Origin of the sequence: Alteromonas sp. LOR (genome assembly GCF_000753865.1) — a bacterium.
Classification (GTDB): Bacteria; Pseudomonadota; Gammaproteobacteria; order Enterobacterales; family Alteromonadaceae; genus Alteromonas.
This window is the reverse complement of record NZ_JQFW01000050.1, coordinates 47,847-66,376: the sequence shown is the minus strand read 5'-3', so window position 1 is coordinate 66,376 and position 18,530 is coordinate 47,847. Positions and strand designations below refer to the sequence as shown.

The 18,530-nt window shown below is 44.8% G+C and carries 21 protein-coding genes; 20 read left to right on the top strand and 1 reads right to left on the bottom strand.

The features are described 5' to 3' along the window. Positions 1–38 precede the first annotated feature (38 nt). On the bottom strand, positions 39–1,715 hold the full coding sequence (locus JV36_RS0114985; protein ID WP_032094901.1) for an alkaline phosphatase D family protein: 1,677 nt from the start codon (positions 1,713–1,715) through the stop codon (positions 39–41). A gap of 694 nt (positions 1,716–2,409) precedes the next feature. Between JV36_RS0114985 and rnr the strand changes: the two genes are divergently transcribed. From rnr to rpsD, 20 genes are all read left to right on the top strand, one after another. Continuing rightward, the gene (rnr, locus tag JV36_RS0114975; RefSeq protein ID WP_032094899.1) at positions 2,410–4,791 is read left to right on the top strand and encodes a ribonuclease R; all 2,382 of its coding nucleotides are present in this window, start codon (positions 2,410–2,412) and stop codon (positions 4,789–4,791) included. Further along, positions 4,792–5,532, top strand: coding sequence for a 23S rRNA (guanosine(2251)-2'-O)-methyltransferase RlmB (gene rlmB / locus JV36_RS0114970; protein ID WP_032094898.1), 741 nt, complete (start codon positions 4,792–4,794; stop codon positions 5,530–5,532). Positions 5,533–5,761: 229 nt separating this feature from the next. Next, on the top strand, positions 5,762–6,739 hold the full coding sequence (locus JV36_RS0114965) for a transposase (protein WP_032094897.1): 978 nt from the start codon (positions 5,762–5,764) through the stop codon (positions 6,737–6,739). Positions 6,740–7,498: 759 nt separating this feature from the next. Continuing rightward, on the top strand, positions 7,499–9,169 hold the full coding sequence (locus JV36_RS0114960; protein ID WP_200883162.1) for a S8 family serine peptidase: 1,671 nt from the start codon (positions 7,499–7,501) through the stop codon (positions 9,167–9,169). Positions 9,170–9,524: 355 nt separating this feature from the next. Next, positions 9,525–10,967 carry a hypothetical protein gene (locus tag JV36_RS0114955; protein WP_052010056.1) on the top strand — a complete coding sequence of 481 codons (1,443 nt, stop codon included), beginning with the start codon at positions 9,525–9,527 and terminating at the stop codon, positions 10,965–10,967. 465 nt (positions 10,968–11,432) lie between these two features. Continuing rightward, positions 11,433–11,801 carry a 50S ribosomal protein L14 gene (gene rplN / locus JV36_RS0114950; protein WP_032094895.1) on the top strand — a complete coding sequence of 123 codons (369 nt, stop codon included), beginning with the start codon at positions 11,433–11,435 and terminating at the stop codon, positions 11,799–11,801. Between the two features lie 12 nt (positions 11,802–11,813). Beyond that, positions 11,814–12,128, top strand: a complete 315-nt coding sequence (gene rplX, locus JV36_RS0114945; protein WP_032094894.1) for a 50S ribosomal protein L24 — start codon at positions 11,814–11,816, stop codon at positions 12,126–12,128. A 17-nt stretch (positions 12,129–12,145) separates the two neighbouring features. Further along, entirely contained in the window at positions 12,146–12,685 is a 540-nt protein-coding gene (rplE, locus tag JV36_RS0114940; protein ID WP_032094893.1) for a 50S ribosomal protein L5, read from the top strand. A 12-nt stretch (positions 12,686–12,697) separates the two neighbouring features. Continuing rightward, on the top strand, positions 12,698–13,003 hold the full coding sequence (rpsN, locus tag JV36_RS0114935; protein WP_032094892.1) for a 30S ribosomal protein S14: 306 nt from the start codon (positions 12,698–12,700) through the stop codon (positions 13,001–13,003). Between the two features lie 13 nt (positions 13,004–13,016). Next, positions 13,017–13,409 carry a 30S ribosomal protein S8 gene (gene rpsH, locus JV36_RS0114930; protein ID WP_032094891.1) on the top strand — a complete coding sequence of 131 codons (393 nt, stop codon included), beginning with the start codon at positions 13,017–13,019 and terminating at the stop codon, positions 13,407–13,409. 13 nt (positions 13,410–13,422) lie between these two features. Further along, positions 13,423–13,956 (top strand): 50S ribosomal protein L6, encoded by a 534-nt coding sequence (gene rplF / locus JV36_RS0114925; RefSeq protein WP_032094890.1) that lies wholly within the window; start codon positions 13,423–13,425, stop codon positions 13,954–13,956. A 12-nt stretch (positions 13,957–13,968) separates the two neighbouring features. Then, positions 13,969–14,322, top strand: coding sequence for a 50S ribosomal protein L18 (gene rplR / locus JV36_RS0114920; RefSeq protein ID WP_032094986.1), 354 nt, complete (start codon positions 13,969–13,971; stop codon positions 14,320–14,322). A gap of 9 nt (positions 14,323–14,331) precedes the next feature. After that, positions 14,332–14,832, top strand: coding sequence for a 30S ribosomal protein S5 (gene rpsE, locus JV36_RS0114915; protein WP_032094889.1), 501 nt, complete (start codon positions 14,332–14,334; stop codon positions 14,830–14,832). Positions 14,833–14,838: 6 nt separating this feature from the next. After that, the gene (gene rpmD, locus JV36_RS0114910; RefSeq protein WP_032094888.1) at positions 14,839–15,018 is read left to right on the top strand and encodes a 50S ribosomal protein L30; all 180 of its coding nucleotides are present in this window, start codon (positions 14,839–14,841) and stop codon (positions 15,016–15,018) included. A 4-nt stretch (positions 15,019–15,022) separates the two neighbouring features. Next, the gene (rplO, locus tag JV36_RS0114905) at positions 15,023–15,457 is read left to right on the top strand and encodes a 50S ribosomal protein L15 (protein ID WP_032094887.1); all 435 of its coding nucleotides are present in this window, start codon (positions 15,023–15,025) and stop codon (positions 15,455–15,457) included. A 5-nt stretch (positions 15,458–15,462) separates the two neighbouring features. Next, positions 15,463–16,782, top strand: a complete 1,320-nt coding sequence (gene secY / locus JV36_RS0114900; RefSeq protein ID WP_032094886.1) for a preprotein translocase subunit SecY — start codon at positions 15,463–15,465, stop codon at positions 16,780–16,782. 37 nt (positions 16,783–16,819) lie between these two features. Then, a complete protein-coding gene (gene rpmJ / locus JV36_RS19460) occupies positions 16,820–16,933 on the top strand; it encodes a 50S ribosomal protein L36 (RefSeq protein WP_013786217.1) in 114 nt (37 codons plus the stop codon). A 174-nt stretch (positions 16,934–17,107) separates the two neighbouring features. Continuing rightward, a complete protein-coding gene (gene rpsM, locus JV36_RS0114895; protein ID WP_032094885.1) occupies positions 17,108–17,464 on the top strand; it encodes a 30S ribosomal protein S13 in 357 nt (118 codons plus the stop codon). Positions 17,465–17,478: 14 nt separating this feature from the next. After that, positions 17,479–17,871 (top strand): 30S ribosomal protein S11, encoded by a 393-nt coding sequence (rpsK, locus tag JV36_RS0114890; RefSeq protein WP_013786215.1) that lies wholly within the window; start codon positions 17,479–17,481, stop codon positions 17,869–17,871. Between the two features lie 24 nt (positions 17,872–17,895). Next, positions 17,896–18,516: a 30S ribosomal protein S4 gene (rpsD, locus tag JV36_RS0114885; RefSeq protein ID WP_032094884.1), complete on the top strand. Its 621-nt coding sequence runs from the start codon at positions 17,896–17,898 to the stop codon at positions 18,514–18,516. Positions 18,517–18,530 lie beyond the last annotated feature (14 nt).

Here is an 18,530-nt window from a genome sequence, read left to right as displayed (position 1 = left end):
TTTTTTACTCTCACGCCCAAAACTATAAAACCTTACTGCTAAGCCTTAAGAGTTATGGAATGTGTTTGGCTTACTTTTCCGTCTTTAGTCAAAATGTCATCGACAAAATACCATGTCGCATTTGCTTCTTCATTGGTAACGTTTAGTGTTAGAAATCCGCGCTGATGAAGGTTGCAGTATTGAAGGTCGTCAATAAGCATGGGTAAATCCTTCGCCATTGCCTCGGCTGCTTTATTATCCATAGATAAATAGTTTTCCATCCCTGGCGAGGAAACTCCTGGAGTCGCAAGCTCAACGGCGACTTTTGTTCCATCAGCGAGAGTGAGGGTATTATGCCACGCGTTGTGAGTGTCTCCAGCTAGGGCTATGACTGGCTTATTAAGCTGTTTTAGTTGCATTAGTAAACGCTCCCGCTCAACAGGGTAGCCATCCCACGCATCAAGATTGTATGGCATGACCGAGGCCACTAGCTGCAACTCTTTTTCGCTAAGCGTTTCTCCGCGCTGCTGTTTACGCTTTATCTCGGCAAGATTGCTAACGTGAGCCGGAATTTGCTCCCGCGGCACGCCATTAAATATAGACACCGGAAACAGCATGCGACCCATTAAAAGCTGTTGGCCTAACACCTGCCATTTTGCACTGCTGTTTCTCATTGCCTCGTTCAGCCATTTACGCTGCGCGTCGCCAAGCAGACCTCGCTGCGGGTTGCTTATATCTTTAGTAAACGCCGTTTGGTTGAACGCCTTAGTATCTTTGTCTCGGTAATGAGCATATTCAAGCTGCTTATCGCGAGCGAGTACCCGCGTGTCTAACATGTACAGGTCGAGCAGCTTGCCAAATGTGAATTGTCGATAAATTTCCATGCGCGCCTCACCAAAGGTGGGTCTTATTGGTAGCCACTCGTAGTAGGCTTGTATCGCTGCAGCGCGACGGTTGAAAAAGTCGCCTTCATCATCCTGATGATTTTGAGCGCCATCTTTATAAGTATCGTTCGATACTTCATGGTCGTCCCATACTACAATAAAGGGTTTGTTTTGATGCAGCGCGAGCAACCCTTCATCTGTTCGATAAAGCGCATAGCGGCGGCGATAATCGGCAAGGGTAAAGAGCTCGGTGTCATTATCAGGTTCAAATGTACGGCCAATTTGTTTTGCGTTTTCTGTGGCATATCCTTCGCCGTCGTATTCATAGATGTAGTCGCCCAAGTGAAGCACGTAGTCTATGTTTGAATTCTTGGCAGCCTCCATGTAAGGCGTGAAAAAGCCTGCTGGATAATTAGAGCAAGAAAATACTCCAAAAGTCACTTCACTGACATCATTGGAGGGTAGAGTTCGGGTTTCACCGATAGCACTTACGCTGTCAGCGCTTCGAAAGCGATAATAATATTGGCTGTCAGGGGATAGGCCTTTTACGTCAACTTTAACGGTGTAATCTTGAGATGCTTTTGCGGATACTCTGTCGCTGGCCACAATACTTTTGAACGTTTTGTCACTGGCTATCTCCCAAATAATATCGGCTTTAGCGGCATTATCTGCTGGAACTGCCCGCGTCCAGATAATAACCGCGCTTTGTAACGGATCGCCACTGGCCACGCCATGTGTAAAAGTGGCATTACTTGATGGGCGAGCGTTTGAAACGCACCCCGCTAGTCCACTTGATATTGCCATGCTCACGCCAGCAACTGATGATAATGCAATAAATTTTCTTCTATCCATGGTGCCTGGTTTTCCAAAAAGAGTAAGTGATATAGCGATGCCGCGTTTATATTTCGGAAATAACGCTAGGTTTCAACGCTATAAAGTGCCAGTGCCCCAGAGCACTGTCGCTTCTAAGTATAAATTCTCGGAAGCGTTAATGTTTACAAACACACATCTCGACATGTTAACGCTTATTTTTATACAGGAGCTATATGACATGAAGGTGTCACTTTTTTATCAATATTTTGCACTACTAAAGCCAAGCTTGAGTATTCATTGTAAAAAAATACTATTAAGACAGTCATAAAAATTAGCCAACGCAACTAATGAGACAGGCATGATGACAAGAGATAAGACAGGCATGATAAATAGCGCTTTTGTGATACGAAGGCGTCACCTGTAGACAATGAACTAATCAAACGAGGCGAGAGACCGCTCATTATTTTGTAAGAAAAATAATGAGTCGAGTCAACTTACGCATTTACGCCGTTTCTGGCTGTCACTTGAGCGCAATATTTTTGTGATAAATACTGTTATACTGTGCATCAAACAACCAGATGGCGAAGCGATTGCAGTGATGCCATAACAGCAACGTAGTTTTGGCGATGAAATTACACACTATGCAATCACGCAAAGCCAATTGAAATATCCGCTTTATTAAAAATGATATTGAAAAACAAAACCAAATAAACAAAAGGTAATTTACAAATACATGAGTGACGACCCGCATTATCAGCGCGAGAAAGAAAAGTACGAAAACCCGGTAGCTAGCCGAGAACATTTGATGAGCATATTGAAAGAGCATGACAAACCCTTGTCATTTCTTGATATTTGCGCCGAAGTAAATGCTGAAAACGAAGATGCCCGAATTGGTATTCAACGACGACTTCGTGCCATGGAGCGCGAGGGGCAGGTACAGTTTACGCGTCAGAAAAAGTACATTCTTCAAAACCGTGATGAAATATTTAAAGGCCGACTAATTGGTCACCGCGACGGTTTTGGTTTCTTGCGCCCTGAAGATAAAAGCGGCGACTTATTCGTAAGTGCAGGGCAAATGAGCATGTTCCTGCATGATGATATTGTAGAAGCCAGAGTGAGCGGCACCGATCGCAGAGGCCGTAAAGAAGCCTTTATTACACAAGTGATAGAGCCAAGAGAAGAGCCCATTGTTGGGCGCTACTTTGTAGAGCAAGGCTTTGGCATGGTAGTGCCAGACGACAGCCGCCTTCAGCACGAGATTGTCATTCCGCCGGAAAGCACCAACGGTGCACGGATGGGGCAAGTTGTGGTTGTAGAGCTTTCTCAGCGACCGCGCAGAAAAATGAGCCCAGTAGGTAAAGTTGTTGAAGTACTTGGAGAGCATATGGCGCCAGGTATGGAAATTGAGATGGCTTTGCGCACGTTTGATATTCCACATCAGTGGCCGAAGGGCGTGACTAAACAAGTATCACACCTTACCGACCAAGTGCCTGATGATGCCAAAGCGGGACGGGTAGATTTACGTCAATTACCGTTGGTAACGATTGATGGTGAAGATGCCAGAGACTTCGATGACGCAGTATATTGTGAGCCGCTAGACGATGGCGGCTGGCAGCTATGGGTAGCCATTGCCGATGTGAGCCACTATGTCAAAACAGGCTCAGCCCTTGATGATGAAGCGCAACAGCGTGGAAACTCGGTGTATTTCCCTGACCAAGTTATTCCAATGCTGCCTGAAGTACTATCAAACGGCTTGTGCTCGCTTAACCCTGAAGTAGATCGTTTGTGCATGGTGTGTGAAATGACCATCAGTGCGCAAGGCATTCTTGAAGAGTTCCAATTTTACGAAGCCGTAATGAACTCTCACGCTCGCCTTACTTATAATAAGGTGTGGAAAATTCTGCAGGGCGACAAAGAAATGCATCAGCGCTACGAAGCGCATGTGCCTCATTTGCGTAACTTACATGACTTGTATCGCGGCCTTAAAAAGTCTCGCGCCAAACGCGGTGCTATTGAGTTTGAAACGCAAGAAGTAAAATTTGTGTTTAACGCACAGCGCAAGATAGAAAACATTGTTCCTCTTGTGAGAAATGATGCGCATAAGCTTATTGAAGAGTGCATGATCATGGCGAACGTGAGCGCTGCACTTATGCTTGAAAAGCATGAAGCACCGGCGTTATATCGCATACACGACAAGCCAGATGCCGACAGACTTACCGCATTTACGAGTTACCTCAGTGAGATAGGGATTACTCATCGCATTGTTGATGATGCAGAGCCTTCTGCGTTTACCGATGTGGTGCTAAAAACCAAAGGTCGCGTTGATGAAGAGCTAATACAAACCATGTTGCTTCGTTCAATGAAGCAAGCGGTGTATGGCGGCGACAACGTAGGTCATTTCGGTTTGGCGCTTGAAGCTTACGCGCACTTTACCTCTCCAATTCGTCGCTACCCAGATTTGGTGGTTCACCGAGCGCTGAAAAGCATTATTGCAAAGCAACAGGGCAAAAAGTCGGTAAGCGGCAGTAAGAGCTATACGGTTGATGAAATAGAGCAATTGGGCGAACAGTGCTCTATGACAGAGCGCAGAGCCGATGATGCAACGCGCGACGTTGCCGATTGGTTGAAATGTGAATTTATGCTCGACCACGTTGGCGATACCTTTGAAGGTGTGGTGAGCTCGGTTACTAATTTCGGCTTGTTTATCCGCCTTACCGAATATCATATTGACGGGCTTGTTCACATTACTTCATTAGATGACGACTACTATCAGTTTGATGATGTGAAGATGGCGCTAGTTGGCGAGTCTGGCCACAATCAGTTTAGATTGGGCGACACCGTTTTAGTACAAGTTGCTGCCGTTAATTTAGATGAAAGAAAGATTGATTTATTGTTCGATAAGTCTATGCTGCGCAGCCCTGGTGGCAAGAAGGGAAAAGCGAAACCTTCTAAGAAAGCCGCTGGAAAAGGGAAGCGAGGTCCTAAACCTGCATCAAACAAAGGTGGTGGCACTGGGCAAGAAAAAGGCCCAGCGAAGACGCCAGCCAATGGCGGGGCAAAAAGCCCTGCTAAAGCGGGTAAATCAGATAAAACGAGCAGAAGAGGAAAGCGTTAAATGGCGCAGCAAGAATGGTTATACGGTTTACATGCTATGCAGTCGGTATTAGAAAACGAGCCTGAGCGTGTTGTTGAAGTTATGGTGCTAAAAGGTAGGACCGACGAGCGTTTAGTCAACATTGTGAACCAAGCCCGCCGTTTTGGCATTTCTGTACAGTTTTGTCAGCGCAAAACCTTAGATGACAAAGTTAACGGCGAGCAGCACCAAGGCGTAGTTGCCAGAGCAAAAGCCGCACGAGTTCTTGATGAAGCCGATCTTGACCGCATTTTAGAGAAAGAGTCACAACCTTTTTTACTGGTGCTAGACGGAATTACCGACCCGCATAATTTAGGCGCGTGTTTACGAACTGCTGATGGCGCTGGTGTACATGCCGTTGTGGTACCTAAAGACAAATCAGCTAGCTTAAATGGCACTGTGCGCAAAGTGGCGTGCGGGGCTTCAGAAGTGATACCGCTTATTCAAGTGACGAATTTATCGAGAAGCTTAAAGCACATGCAAGACAAAGGAATTTGGATTGTAGGTACAGCAGGTGAGACCGATAAAACCCTTTATGATGTTAATCTAAAAGGCCCTACGGCTCTGGTAATGGGCGCTGAAGGAAAGGGCATGCGCAGGCTCACGAGAGAAAACTGCGACGAGTTAGTGAAGCTTCCTATGGCTGGCAGTGTGTCTAGTTTAAACGTGTCGGTTGCCACTGGCGTGTGCTTATACGAAATTGTTAGGCAGCGACTAAGCTAGCATCGTTAACACCACTGCGCATTAAATTAGTGCATCGACGAAGGGGCAACTTTATTGCCCCTTTTTTGTGCCCAAGTACTCATCAACTAGTGAGACAGGCATAGACCGATGCCCAAGCAATTAATGCGACAGACATAAAACATCAATAAAACTGTACCTCGATACACTTTCTTTAAACTCGATGAATACTCAAACTGTTTATATTACAACTCATAGTTTGACAGCCTCGATGCCTAAAACCAGAAAGTCGCAAATTAGTTTATTCGATACACCTTATTATCACTGTATTTCACGCTGTGTTCGTCGTGCATTTTTATGCGGGGAAGAAAATGGAAAAAGCTTTGAACACCGCCGCCAATGGGTAGAAGATCGCATACATGTGTTGAGTGAGGTATTCGCTATCGGTGTATGTGCTTATGCGGTCATGAGTAACCATACCCACTTGGTGCTACATATAGACAAGGACAAAGCGCAATCAATGACCACCGCGGAAGTGCTTCAGAGGTGGCATACATTGTATAAGGGAACCCTGCTTACACAGCAGTATCTGTCGTTACCTACGCGAGAAGAGCTCAGTGAAGCGCAGCTTAAAACCATTGAATGTACCGCAGAAGTGTGGCGAAAGCGGCTATACGATATCAGCTGGTTTATGCGGGCACTGAATGAATACATTGCCCGAGCTGCTAACAAAGAAGATGAGTGCACAGGACATTTCTGGGAGGGACGATTTAAATCGCAAGCGCTATTAGATGAATCGGCTCTAGCGGCCTGCATGGCATATGTAGATTTAAATCCAGTGCGTGCAAATATGGCAAAAACGCCAGAAAGTTCCAATCACACTAGTATACAGTATCGTATTCGCGCAGCTAGGGCAGGGAAGACCCCAAAACGACTCATGCCCTTTTCACGTAAATCAAAAAGAGGTTTATCAACCGGTTTGCCCTTTACTCTCATTGAATATCTTCAGGCCGTTGATGCAACCAGTCGACATATATACCTAGCCAAACAAGGGAAAGTAGACAACAACAAATTACACATTTTAGAAAGACTCAACATCGAAAGCGACAAATGGTTAACGCTAACCACGCAATTCGAGACCTTATTTAAGCATGCAGCAGGAAAAGTGCTGCACTTAGAGCAGTACGCGCATAACCAAAATCAACAAAGGGTGCACGGGCAAACAAATGCCAGACGTTTGCTAGGATAACTTCAATCTAAACTGACCAACCACATACCAGAACAGTCAATGTGGCTGCATAGTTATTTTCGCTAGTGAAACTCACCTTTTCGACTGCTTCTAATTTTCAATAAGAAGAATTAACAAAAATTTGTTCAAGCCCGTTTTGTGCCTAGCAAATAGACTAAGTGAAAACTTTTCTCATTTTTAACTATGCCTGTCACAATTTTCGTCTTTAACAATGCCTGTCTAAATTTAATAAACCTTCCAATTCCACCCACCTAATTCACCAAACCACCTTCTCATGGGCCTTTCAAGCCATCTCAAGTTTCTGCCAATAACTTTCAAAAAGGCACAGCTCACATTTTGTTACATTTGCAGTTGTAAAATAATTGTTAATTATAAAAATCTATTCCTAATATGAATCTGTCCATAGGGCAGGGCTGACGGGGTATGACGCTTTTCTACTCCATTTGATAACTGTTTAATAGGTATGAAAAAAACTCATCAAGACTGAGGTTGTATACTCAACATGCTGATTTGCCTATTAATATGGATTTTGTAGATGAAGTGTTGATACGTTTTATTTACGCCAACTGACACGCGGGTAGGTCGTTGCAACGCAGTTGCGTTGAAAGTCATGGATAGGCGTTTCGTATAAGGTAATGGTTGAACCTGTATGTCAAAACATAACAAAAGTTTCTAAAGCACGAGAGTAAAAGTGTTGAAACAACAAGACAGATAAACAGGAAATAAATTTTGAATTTAAAAAATAAGAAACACACATGTATGACTGCTGCTGCCATCGCAGTTTCTTTAGCCTTCGCTGGTCAAAGCGCAATAGCTGAAGAAAATGCTCCGGTAAAAGTAGAAGTAAAGAAAAAATCTTTCTCTTCAAAATTGAATAAAAGCTTAAATAAGCGCCTAGATAAACGATTCAAAAAAGTCGGTTTTGGCTCACTTGAAGAGCCTGGCGATCGCTACATTGTAAAATTCAAAGATGAAATGACATCTGAAGTTCTTATGGGAACAAACGATGTGTCGTTAAGAGGAAAAGGAGCGTTAAAATTCGGTAAACAGAAGAAAGCGTTCAACGTACAAGCTGCAAAAAATGATGTTATTCGTGCAGGGGGCTTAGTTAAAAAAGAATTGAAAAAACATCGCATGATGGCGGCGAAGCTCGATCGTAAAGCATTAAATGAACTGCGTAAAAACCCAAATGTAGAAAGTATCGAAATAGATGCGAAGCGCAAGCCTATGGCACAAACCACGCCATACGGTTACACCATGGTTCAGGCTAACCAGTTTGGTCAAGCAGATACCACAGCGCGTAAAGTGTGTGTTATCGATACAGGATACAACTTGGGCCACCCCGACTTACCAGATACCAATAACGGTGTAACAGGCAATGCAAACAATGCCGCCGTGGGTAACTGGTATAACGACGGAAACGGTCACGGAACCCACGTCGCTGGTACTATTGCGGCGTATGACAATAACGAAGGTGTTGTAGGTGTGTATCCTGGCGTAGACCTTCACATTGTGAAAATATTCAATGACAACGGTCAGTGGACGTACGCGTCAGATCTTATCGATGCTATTACTCAGTGTGAAAATGCGGGTTCAAACGTTGTTAATATGAGCTTGGGTGGCGGCAGTGCATCAGCGACAGAACGTGATGCTATGCAAAGCTTCACCGATGCAGGCATGCTGCTAGTGGCTGCTGCGGGTAACGATGGTAACAGTGGCAAGTCTTACCCGGCGTCTTACGATGCGGTTATGTCAGTTGCTGCGGTAGATTCAAATGAAAACCGTGCCAGCTACAGTCAATATAACGACCAAGTAGAGATTGCTGCGCCTGGTAGTGCGGTACAATCTACTTATCCAACTAACACCTACGCAGCCCTTAGCGGTACATCAATGGCAACACCTCACGTAGCAGGTGGTGCAGCATTGGTATGGAGCTATTTCCCTCAGTGTACAAATAACCAAATTCGAAATGCGTTGAATGTAACTGCACAGGATAAAGGCAGTGCAGGTCGCGATAACTTCTATGGTTTTGGTTTGATGAAATTGGCTGATGCTTACAACCAACTTAATACCAACGGTTGTGATGGAAACGGCGGCGGAACTGACAATGGTGGTAGCCCTACCGTTGAGCCAGTGTCTGGCCAAGTACCAGGTTTATCGGCGGCTCGTAACGAGTGGAACCGCTACACGTGGACTATCCCAGAAGGTGTAAGCCAAATGACCGTGAGTATTGCTGGTGGTTCAGGCGATGCAGACCTATATATGAAGTTCGGTTCTCAACCTGAGACGAGTGACTTCGATTGCCGTCCTTATCGCAATGGTAACAACGAAGAATGTACCTTCGACGCGCCAGCGGCAGGTACTTGGCATATCGGTATACGTGCATACTCTAGATACAGCAACGTAACACTGTCTTATTCTTATGAATAATCTTTAGCTAATAAATGTAAATAAGATTGATAGGTAAAAGCCTGCAGCTCTGCAGGCTTTTTTTTACCTTTCATCAAAGAATGAAAATAAACACTCATCAGTAAAAGCTTTTTAAGCTTATCCCTTCAAACTTATGCCTCAAACCGAGCCTTTTAAAAGTGACAGTCAAACTAATCACAAACTTCGTATAGATTCACCGTCATTTTCTTCAGTGAATTGTCAGCTTTGTAAAGACAGCGTAAAGCTATGAACCTACCTCAAAACTTTGTGCCATAACGGCGTTCGGCGCAGGTTTTCCCGTCTGTGTTGTTATCCAATTAATCTATTAAAAACAAATTTAAAGGAAACACCGTTTATGCAAGCACTCTCCTCCCTTTATCGTGCCTGTCACATTAGTGGCTTTTATGATGCCTGTCTCATTAGTGGCGGTTACCGTTCGTGGTATAGGACCATTGCACTAGGTTTGGTTGCGCTATTTGCCCTTTCGGCATGTGGAGGTTCAGACAGCAGCGATTCAGATTACGAATTTGCATATCTTCAGTTTTATAACGCATCGCCTAATGGTGCAAATGTAGAAATGCGTGAAGTGGATGGAGATAGCTTTGGCTCGGCGCAATTCGGTGATGCGTCTTCTATGTATTCAATGGAAAGCGGTGAACTTGTTTTAGAGTTCATTCGCACAGACTCAGATGATCAAGAAGTATACATAGACGAAATAACGGTGAATTTGAAAGAAGGTGAGAAAACCATGATTGTTATGAGTGGCGACTTCAATAGCCCCTCATTCAACGAATACAGCTATGAACGGGAGACCTTAGAGGACCACTTCAGACTGCTCGCCATTTCAGTCACTATGGATGGCGAATCTTTTGACTTTTACATGAGCGATGCGGGCGACCCCTTTGAAGCAGCAAACTTTCTTGGCACCATTACGCCTAACGACTTAGGAGAGTTAACTTATTGGGATGGTGATGACGATAGCGATGACTTTGACGAAGGCGAATACACTGTATACCTTACCGCGCCAGGCAGCACTGACGTCATCTTTGAATCTCAAACCTTAGATTTCATCTATGAAACTGAATACGTAATGGCCCTTCGCGATGTAAGTGGCGCTATACAAGAAGGTCTTGTCGTAGACACCATTCTAAACTCCTCTACGGTATCTGGTTTAACCGATGTAGAAGCCGATGCGCAATACCGCATCTACAATTCAACAAACTTAGACACACCGGTAACCGTTACCTTCGGTGGCAACACAGACGAAGAAGACATTGAATTTACATTAGCTGCTGATGAGCTTTCTGACTTTACTGCAATTCGCTACGGTGACTACCGTGTGTCGGTAGAAGACACTTCTGGTGCTATTACTAATCTTAACAATAAACTGATTACCCTAAATCAGGGTGAGAGTAAGGCGATACTTATCTATGAAAAAGATGGCAAACTAGGAGCATCGACATTCGAAGAAAGTGGTTTACCACAGGCCTACGATAAAACCGTTAACTTTATTAACCTTGTTAGCGACTATGACGACGTTGAAATTTTCCTTGTACGTCATGACGAAACTATCGATACCGCAGAGTATAGAGTGAATAACTTAGAGTTTGGTGAAACCAGCACCGAAGTCCTGCCTTCTGATTTTTACGAAGTTATCGCAGTGTATGAAGACGACAACGACGAACAAGTATTGTTAGACCGTACGGCGCTTTTTGGCTTCACAGAAGAAGAAAACTACATTGTGACCGTTGAACCGGCGGATACAGCAACGGGTTACGAGATAAACATACTGTTTTAATCGCAAAACGCTTATCTACACATCAGCGCTAGCAGAAGCTTGTTAGCGCTGTTTAGCTTTGTAAAAAGGGAAATATTGTAAAAGGAGCAGTTAACGCGTCTCTATTTTTATACCAAAGTGTATTTTGGTACAAAATGATTAGGCTAAAAACTGTCATATTCTCGAATATCTATTATCTTTAATAGTAAGCGCAGTGTTTTGATAGCTATGTTCACGTAGCGCAGCTCATTGAGTTCCTGCTTGATGACCTCCTCTGTGGTTATCATCACCCCAGTTTTCCAGCTGGGGTTTTTTTATCCACCCAGTCTAAAATTAATTCAATTTACTGCTATCGCTTAGTTAATAATTCTGTTATAGTTTCGCGCCCTTTTTATGGGGGTATGTACATAAAAGCAACGATATCCAGTTGTTTTTAGCAGCACAATAACGACTCGGGAGAGTCTTAATTTAGAGCGGAGCACTAACATGATCCAAATGCAAACTAACCTGGACGTTGCAGATAACAGCGGCGCTCGCAGGGTTCAGTGTATTAAGGTTCTTGGTGGCTCGCATCGCCGTTATGCAGGTATCGGTGACATCATCAAAGTTACTGTCAAGGAAGCAATTCCTCGCGGTAAAGTTAAAAAAGGTGACGTACTGAATGCAGTGGTGGTGCGTACTAGAAAAGGCGTTCGTCGTCCTGATGGTTCATCCATTCGTTTTGACGGTAACGCGGCTGTTTTGCTTAATGCAAACAAGCAACCAATTGGTACGCGTATCTTTGGCCCGGTAACCCGTGAGTTGAGAAGTTCAAACTTCATGAAAATCATCTCATTGGCCCCAGAGGTACTATAAGGAGTCACGATAATGGCTAATAAAATTCGTCGTGATGATGAAGTAGTCGTATTAGCGGGTAAAGACAAAGGCAAACAAGGCAAAGTCCTTAAAGTGCTTATGGCTGATGACCGTTTAATTATAGAAGGCGTTAATCTCGTCAAGAAACACACTAAGCCTAACCCTCAATTGGGTGTTGCTGGTGGTATTGTTGAGAAAGAAGCTTCTATTCACGTTTCTAATGTTGCGATTGTTAACCCAGCAACGGGTAAAGCAGATCGCGTTGGTTTCCGTTTCGAAGATGAGAAGAAAGTACGTTTCTTCAAATCTAACGGCGAACTTGTTTAATTATATTGGAGAGTACGATGGCGAAACTGCATGATTTCTATAAAGAAACAGTAGTAGCTGAACTTGCTAAGCAGTTCGGGTACAAAAGCGTCATGCAAGTCCCTCGGATTGAAAAAATCACTCTAAACATGGGTTTAGGTGAAGCAGTTGCTGACAAGAAGGTGCTTGAGAATGCTCAAGCTGACATGACGGCTATCGCCGGTCAGAAGCCGATTGTTACAGTTGCTAGAAAATCAGTAGCGGGCTTTAAAATCCGTGAAGGTTATCCGATTGGCTGTAAAGTAACCCTACGTGGCGAGCGTATGTGGGAATTCCTAGAGCGTTTGATTTCAATCGCTATTCCGCGTATTCGCGATTTCCGTGGTTTGAACCCAAAATCATTCGACGGGCGTGGTAACTACAGCATGGGCGTGCGTGAGCAAATCATTTTCCCTGAAATCGATTTCGATAAAGTGGATAAGGTTCGCGGTATGGATATTACTATCACTACCAGTGCGAATTCTAATGACGAAGCACGTGCTCTGCTGGACGCGTTTAACTTCCCATTCAAAAAGTAGGGGTGTAGGGTTATGGCAAAAGAATCAATGAAAGCACGCGAAGCGAAGCGTACTAAGCTAGTAGCTAAGTATGCTGAGAAACGCGCTGCACTTAAAGCGATTATCAGCGATGTTAACGCTTCTGAAGAAGAGCGTTGGGACGCTGTTCTGAAGCTGCAACAATTACCACGTGACTCTAGTTCTTCACGTCAACGTAACCGTTGTCGCGTAACTGGCCGTCCACATGGTTACCTACGCAAATTCGGCCTTAGCCGTATTAAGCTTCGCGAAGCAGCGATGCGCGGTGAAGTCCCTGGCCTTAAGAAAGCCAGTTGGTAAGGAGTAGCTGATAATGAGTATGCAAGATCCTATCGCGGATATGTTCACACGCATCCGTAACGGCCAGATGGCTCAGAAAGTTTCTGTAACTATGCCTTCTTCAAAAGTTCGCGTTTCTATATGCGAAGTGTTGAAGTCAGAAGGTTATATCACAGACTTTGCTGCATCAGGTGACGTTAAGCCTGTTTTAGAAGTTACGCTTAAGTACTTCGAAGGCAAGCAAGTAATTGACACTATCGAGCGCGTAAGTCGCCCCGGTCTGCGCATCTATAAGAAAAAAGATGAGCTTCCAAAGGTTATGGGTGGCTTGGGTATCGCTATCGTGTCGACTTCAAAAGGTGTGATGACTGACCGTGCAGCGCGTAACGCTGGCATGGGCGGTGAGATCATCGGTTATGTAGCATAACGGAGGAGTTGAAATGTCACGTATAGCAAAAGCCCCAGTAGACTTGGTTTCAGGCGTAGAAATATCTATCTCTGGTCAAGAAGTTACTGTAAAAGGTAGTAAAGGCACATTGAGCCGCGTTTTTAACGACGCTGTTGAAGTTGTACAAGAAGAGAACCAATTGAAAGCACTTCCTCGTGAAGGTTTCGCTAACAATTGGGCACAGGCTGGTACTGTTCGCTCACTTCTTAACGCAATGGTTCAAGGTGTTACGCAAGGTTTTGAGAAAAAGCTTCAGCTAAATGGTGTTGGTTACCGTGCGCAAGCACAAGGTAGCAAGCTTAACCTAACGCTAGGTTTCTCTCATCCTGTAGTATACGAAATGCCTGAAGGCATTACCGTTGAAACTCCTAGCCAAACTGAAATCGTCGTCAAAGGCGCCGATAAGCAGATGGTAGGACAGGTTGCGGCGAACATTCGTGGTTACCGTCCACCAGAGCCTTACAAAGGCAAAGGTGTACGTTACGCTGACGAACATGTACGTCGTAAAGAAGCTAAGAAAAAGTAGGTGGGTGATACGATGGATAAGAAAACAGCTCGCATTCGTCGCGCAACTCGCGCACGAGCAAAAATTCGTGAACTGGCCGCGCATCGCTTGGTTATTAACCGCACACCTCGCCACATATACGCTCAGCTTATCGCCCCGTGCGGTTCTGAAGTATTAGCGGCGGCTTCAACTGTTGAAAAAGATCTTGCGAAAGATCTTAAATCTACAGGTAACGCTGAAGCAGCGACGGTAGTCGGAAAAGCAATCGCAGAGCGCGCTATTGAGAAAGGCATTAAAGCAGTGGCTTTCGATCGTAGTGGCTTCCAATACCACGGTCGCGTTAAAGCATTAGCTGATGCAGCTCGCGAAGCTGGTCTTCAGTTCTAGGAGTTTATAATGGCTAAACAAGACGTTCAGAACGGTGAACTGTTAGAGAAATTGATTGCCGTTAACCGCGTATCTAAAGTGGTTAAAGGTGGTCGTATCTTTAGTTTCACTGCATTGACAGTAGTGGGTGACGGTAACGGTCGCGTAGGTTTCGGTTATGGCAAGGCACGTGAAGTTCCTGCTGCAATTCAGAAAGCTATGGAAAAGGCACGTCGCAACATGGTTGACGTTGACCTAAATGGCAATACGTTACAGCACCCTATTAAAGGTCGTCACTCTGGCTCTAAAGTTTACATGCAGCCTGCATCAGAAGGTACCGGTATCATCGCCGGCGGTGCAATGCGTGCAGTACTTGAAGTAGCTGGCGTACAAAACGTACTTTCAAAATGTTACGGCTCTACAAACCCAATCAACGTTGTTCGTGCAACAATCAACGCGCTGACAGAGATGAATTCTCCAGCGAAAGTTGCTGCGAAACGTGGATTGTCTGTAGATGAAATTTTGGGGTAATCAGACATGGCAACGATTAAAGTAAAGCAAACTAAAAGTGCTATCGGCAGACTGCCTAAGCACAAAGCTACGCTTAAAGGCTTAGGTCTTCGTAAGATCAACCATGTTCGTGAACTGGAAGATACCCCAGCCGTACGTGGCATGGTCCACCGTGTACATTACATGGTCGAGATAGTGGAGGAGTAAGAACATGCGTTTAAATACTATTGCTCCTGCACCAGGGGCTCATAAATCTGGTAAGCGTACTGGTCGAGGCATCGGCTCAGGTCTTGGTAAAACGAGTGGTGTAGGCCACAAAGGTCAAAAAAGCCGTTCAGGTGGCCGCGTTAAGCCAGGATTCGAAGGTGGTCAGATGCCTTTACAGCGTCGTCTTCCGAAATTCGGTTTCACTTCACGCAAGAGCTTTGTTACTGATCAAGTAACACTTGCAGAAATCGCAAAAGTAGACGGTGATACAGTTTCTCTTGAAACTTTGAAAGCAGCAGGTCTTGTTAAGAAAGAAATGTTGTTTGTAAAAGTAGTTAAGAGCGGTGAGTTATCACGTGCTGTTACAGTAAGCGGTTTAAAGGTTACTAAAGGCGCTAAAGAAGCGATTGAAGCTGCTGGCGGTAAAGTAGAGGAATAAGCTAGATGGCTAAACCAGGATTGGATTCAGGCGCTAAAAGCGGCTTGAGTGAGCTTAAAGCAAGATTGTTGTTCGTACTTGGTGCGATTGTTGTTTTCAGATTGGGTTCTTATGTTCCTATTCCGGGCATCGATCCAGCTGTACTTGCTGACTTGTTCGAGCAACAGAAAGGCACCATTGTAGAAATGTTTAACATGTTCTCTGGTGGTGCGCTTGAGCGTGCATCCGTTCTGGCTTTGGGCATTATGCCATACATTACTGCATCCATTATTATGCAGTTGCTCTCGGTGGTTCACCCACCGATGGTAGAGCTTAAAAAAGAAGGCGAAGCAGGCCGTCGTAAAATCAGCCAGTACACGCGTTATCTAACGCTTGTACTTGCTATTTTCCAGTCGATAGGAATATCGACTGGCCTGCCAAACCTAATTAATGGATTGGTATTGAACCCTGGCTTCGGATTCTACTTTACAGCGGTAGTGAGCTTGGTCACAGGAACTATGTTCCTTATGTGGTTGGGTGAGCAAATTACTGAACGAGGTATCGGTAACGGTATTTCTATCTTGATTTTTGCTGGTATTGTTGCGGGTTTACCTACAGCAATCGGTCAAACGGCAGAGCAAGCAAGGCAGGGCGACATTAATTTGTTATTCCTCCTGTTGATTGCTGTGATTGTTATTGCACTTACATACCTTGTGGTATTTGTTGAGCGCGGACAACGCAGAATTGTGGTAAACTACGCGAAACGTCAGCAAGGCCGTCAGGTTTTTGCAGCGCAGAGCACGCATTTACCGCTGAAGGTCAACATTGCTGGTGTAATTCCACCAATCTTTGCTTCCAGCATTATTTTGTTCCCGGGAACTATCGCAGGATGGTTTGGACAAAATGAATCAACAGCATGGTTGCAGGACGTAGCGTTAATGCTATCACCAGGTCAACCGCTGTACGTAATGTTATATGCAGCAGCTATTATCTTTTTCTGCTTCTTTTACACGGCGTTGGTTTTCAACCCGCGTGATACAGCAGATAACTTGAAAAAGTCTGGTGCGTTTATCCCTGGCATCCGCCCGGGTGAACAAACATCGCGTTATATTGATAAGGTAATGACTCGCCTCACACTGGCTGGCGCACTATACATAACCTTTATTTGTTTGGTGCCTGAATTCATGCTAATTGCCTGGAATGTTCCGTTCTACTTCGGTGGTACGTCGCTTCTAATCATAGTAGTGGTTATCATGGACTTTATGGCACAGGTGCAGACGCATTTGATGAGTAGTCAATATGAGTCTGTTCTGAAGAAAGCTAATCTTAAAGGCTACGGCCGTTAAGTTAGCCCCTTAATATTAAAGATAGGGGAGTGATGTAATGAAAGTTCGTGCATCAGTTAAAAAGATTTGCCGTAACTGTAAAGTTATCAAGCGCAACGGCGTTGTGCGTGTAATTTGTACAGAGCCAAAGCATAAGCAAAGGCAAGGTTAATCTAAGCGGTACAGAATACTTGCAAAGCTACTAAGCAGAATCCGAAGCATACTTATCGGGTTCTGCTAGTTTTGTTTATAGGTGTTTTGAACCTTTATTTGCAATTTGGTCGACGGATGAGTATCCTATCGGGCTTTTTAGGTCGTCGACAAATAAACAAGAGGAGTGCTGTTAATGGCCCGTATCGCTGGCATTAACATTCCTGAGCACAAGCATGCTGTAGTCGCTATCCAAGCGATTTATGGTGTAGGCCTCACACGTGCGAAAAGCATTTGTGCAGGTGCTGGTGTTGCAGAAGATACAAAAATCAAAGAGCTAGACGAAGCTACTATCGATAAGCTTCGTGACGAAGTGGCGAAATTTACTGTTGAAGGTGATTTACGTCGTGAAGTCTCTATGAGCATCAAACGTTTGATGGACCTGGGTTGCTTCCGTGGTATTCGCCACCGTCGTAGCTTGCCTCTACGTGGTCAGCGCACTAAAACTAATGCGCGTACCCGTAAAGGTCCTCGTAAGCCAATTAAGAAGTAAGCGGGGAGTAAGTTATGGCAAAAGCACCAGCTCGTAGTACGCGTAAGCGCGCTAAACGTCAGGTTGCAGACGGTATGGCTCATATCCATGCGTCTTTCAACAACACAATTGTGACTATTACAGACCGTCAAGGCAATGCACTAGCATGGGCGACATCTGGTGGTTCAGGTTTCCGTGGTTCACGTAAATCTACCCCATTTGCTGCGCAGGTAGCTGCTGAGCGTGCAGGTGTAGCTGCACAAGAATACGGTCTTAAGAACCTAGAAGTGTTCGTAAAAGGTCCAGGTCCAGGCCGTGAGTCTGCGATCCGTGCTCTTAACGCTACTGGTTATAAGATCACAAATATTACCGATGTGACACCTATTCCTCACAACGGTTGTCGTCCACCGAAAAAACGTCGCGTTTAATCGACGGACAGTTGGAGAAAGATCATGGCAAGATATTTGGGTCCAAAACTCAAACTTAGCCGTCGCGAAGGAACTGACTTGTTCCTTAAAAGCGGCGTTCGCGCAATCGATTCTAAATGTAAGATCGATACAGCGCCTGGTCAGCATGGTGCCCGTCGTGGCCGTTTGTCTGACTACGGTGTTCAGCTGCGTGAGAAACAAAAAGTTCGTCGTATGTTCGGCGTACTGGAAAAGCAATTCCGCAACTACTATAAAGAAGCTGCGCGTCTAAAAGGCAACACAGGTGAAAACTTGCTACAGCTTTTAGAGCAGCGTCTAGACAACGTGGTTTATCGTATGGGATTTGCTAGTACACGTGCTGAAGCACGTCAGCTAGTAAGCCACAAGGCGATCATGGTAAATGGTCAAGTTGTGAACATTCCATCGTTTAACGTTTCTGCCGAAGACGTGGTTTCTGTTCGTGAGAAAGCGAAAAAGCAAGCGCGTATCGTTGCTGCTTTAGAACTGGCTGACCAACGTGAGAAGCCAACCTGGATTGAAGTAGACAGCACGAAAATGGAAGGCACTTTCAAGCGCGTTCCAGAAAGAACTGATTTGTCTGCTGAAATTAACGAACAGTTGATCGTCGAACTTTACTCTAAGTAAAGCCAACTAAAGAG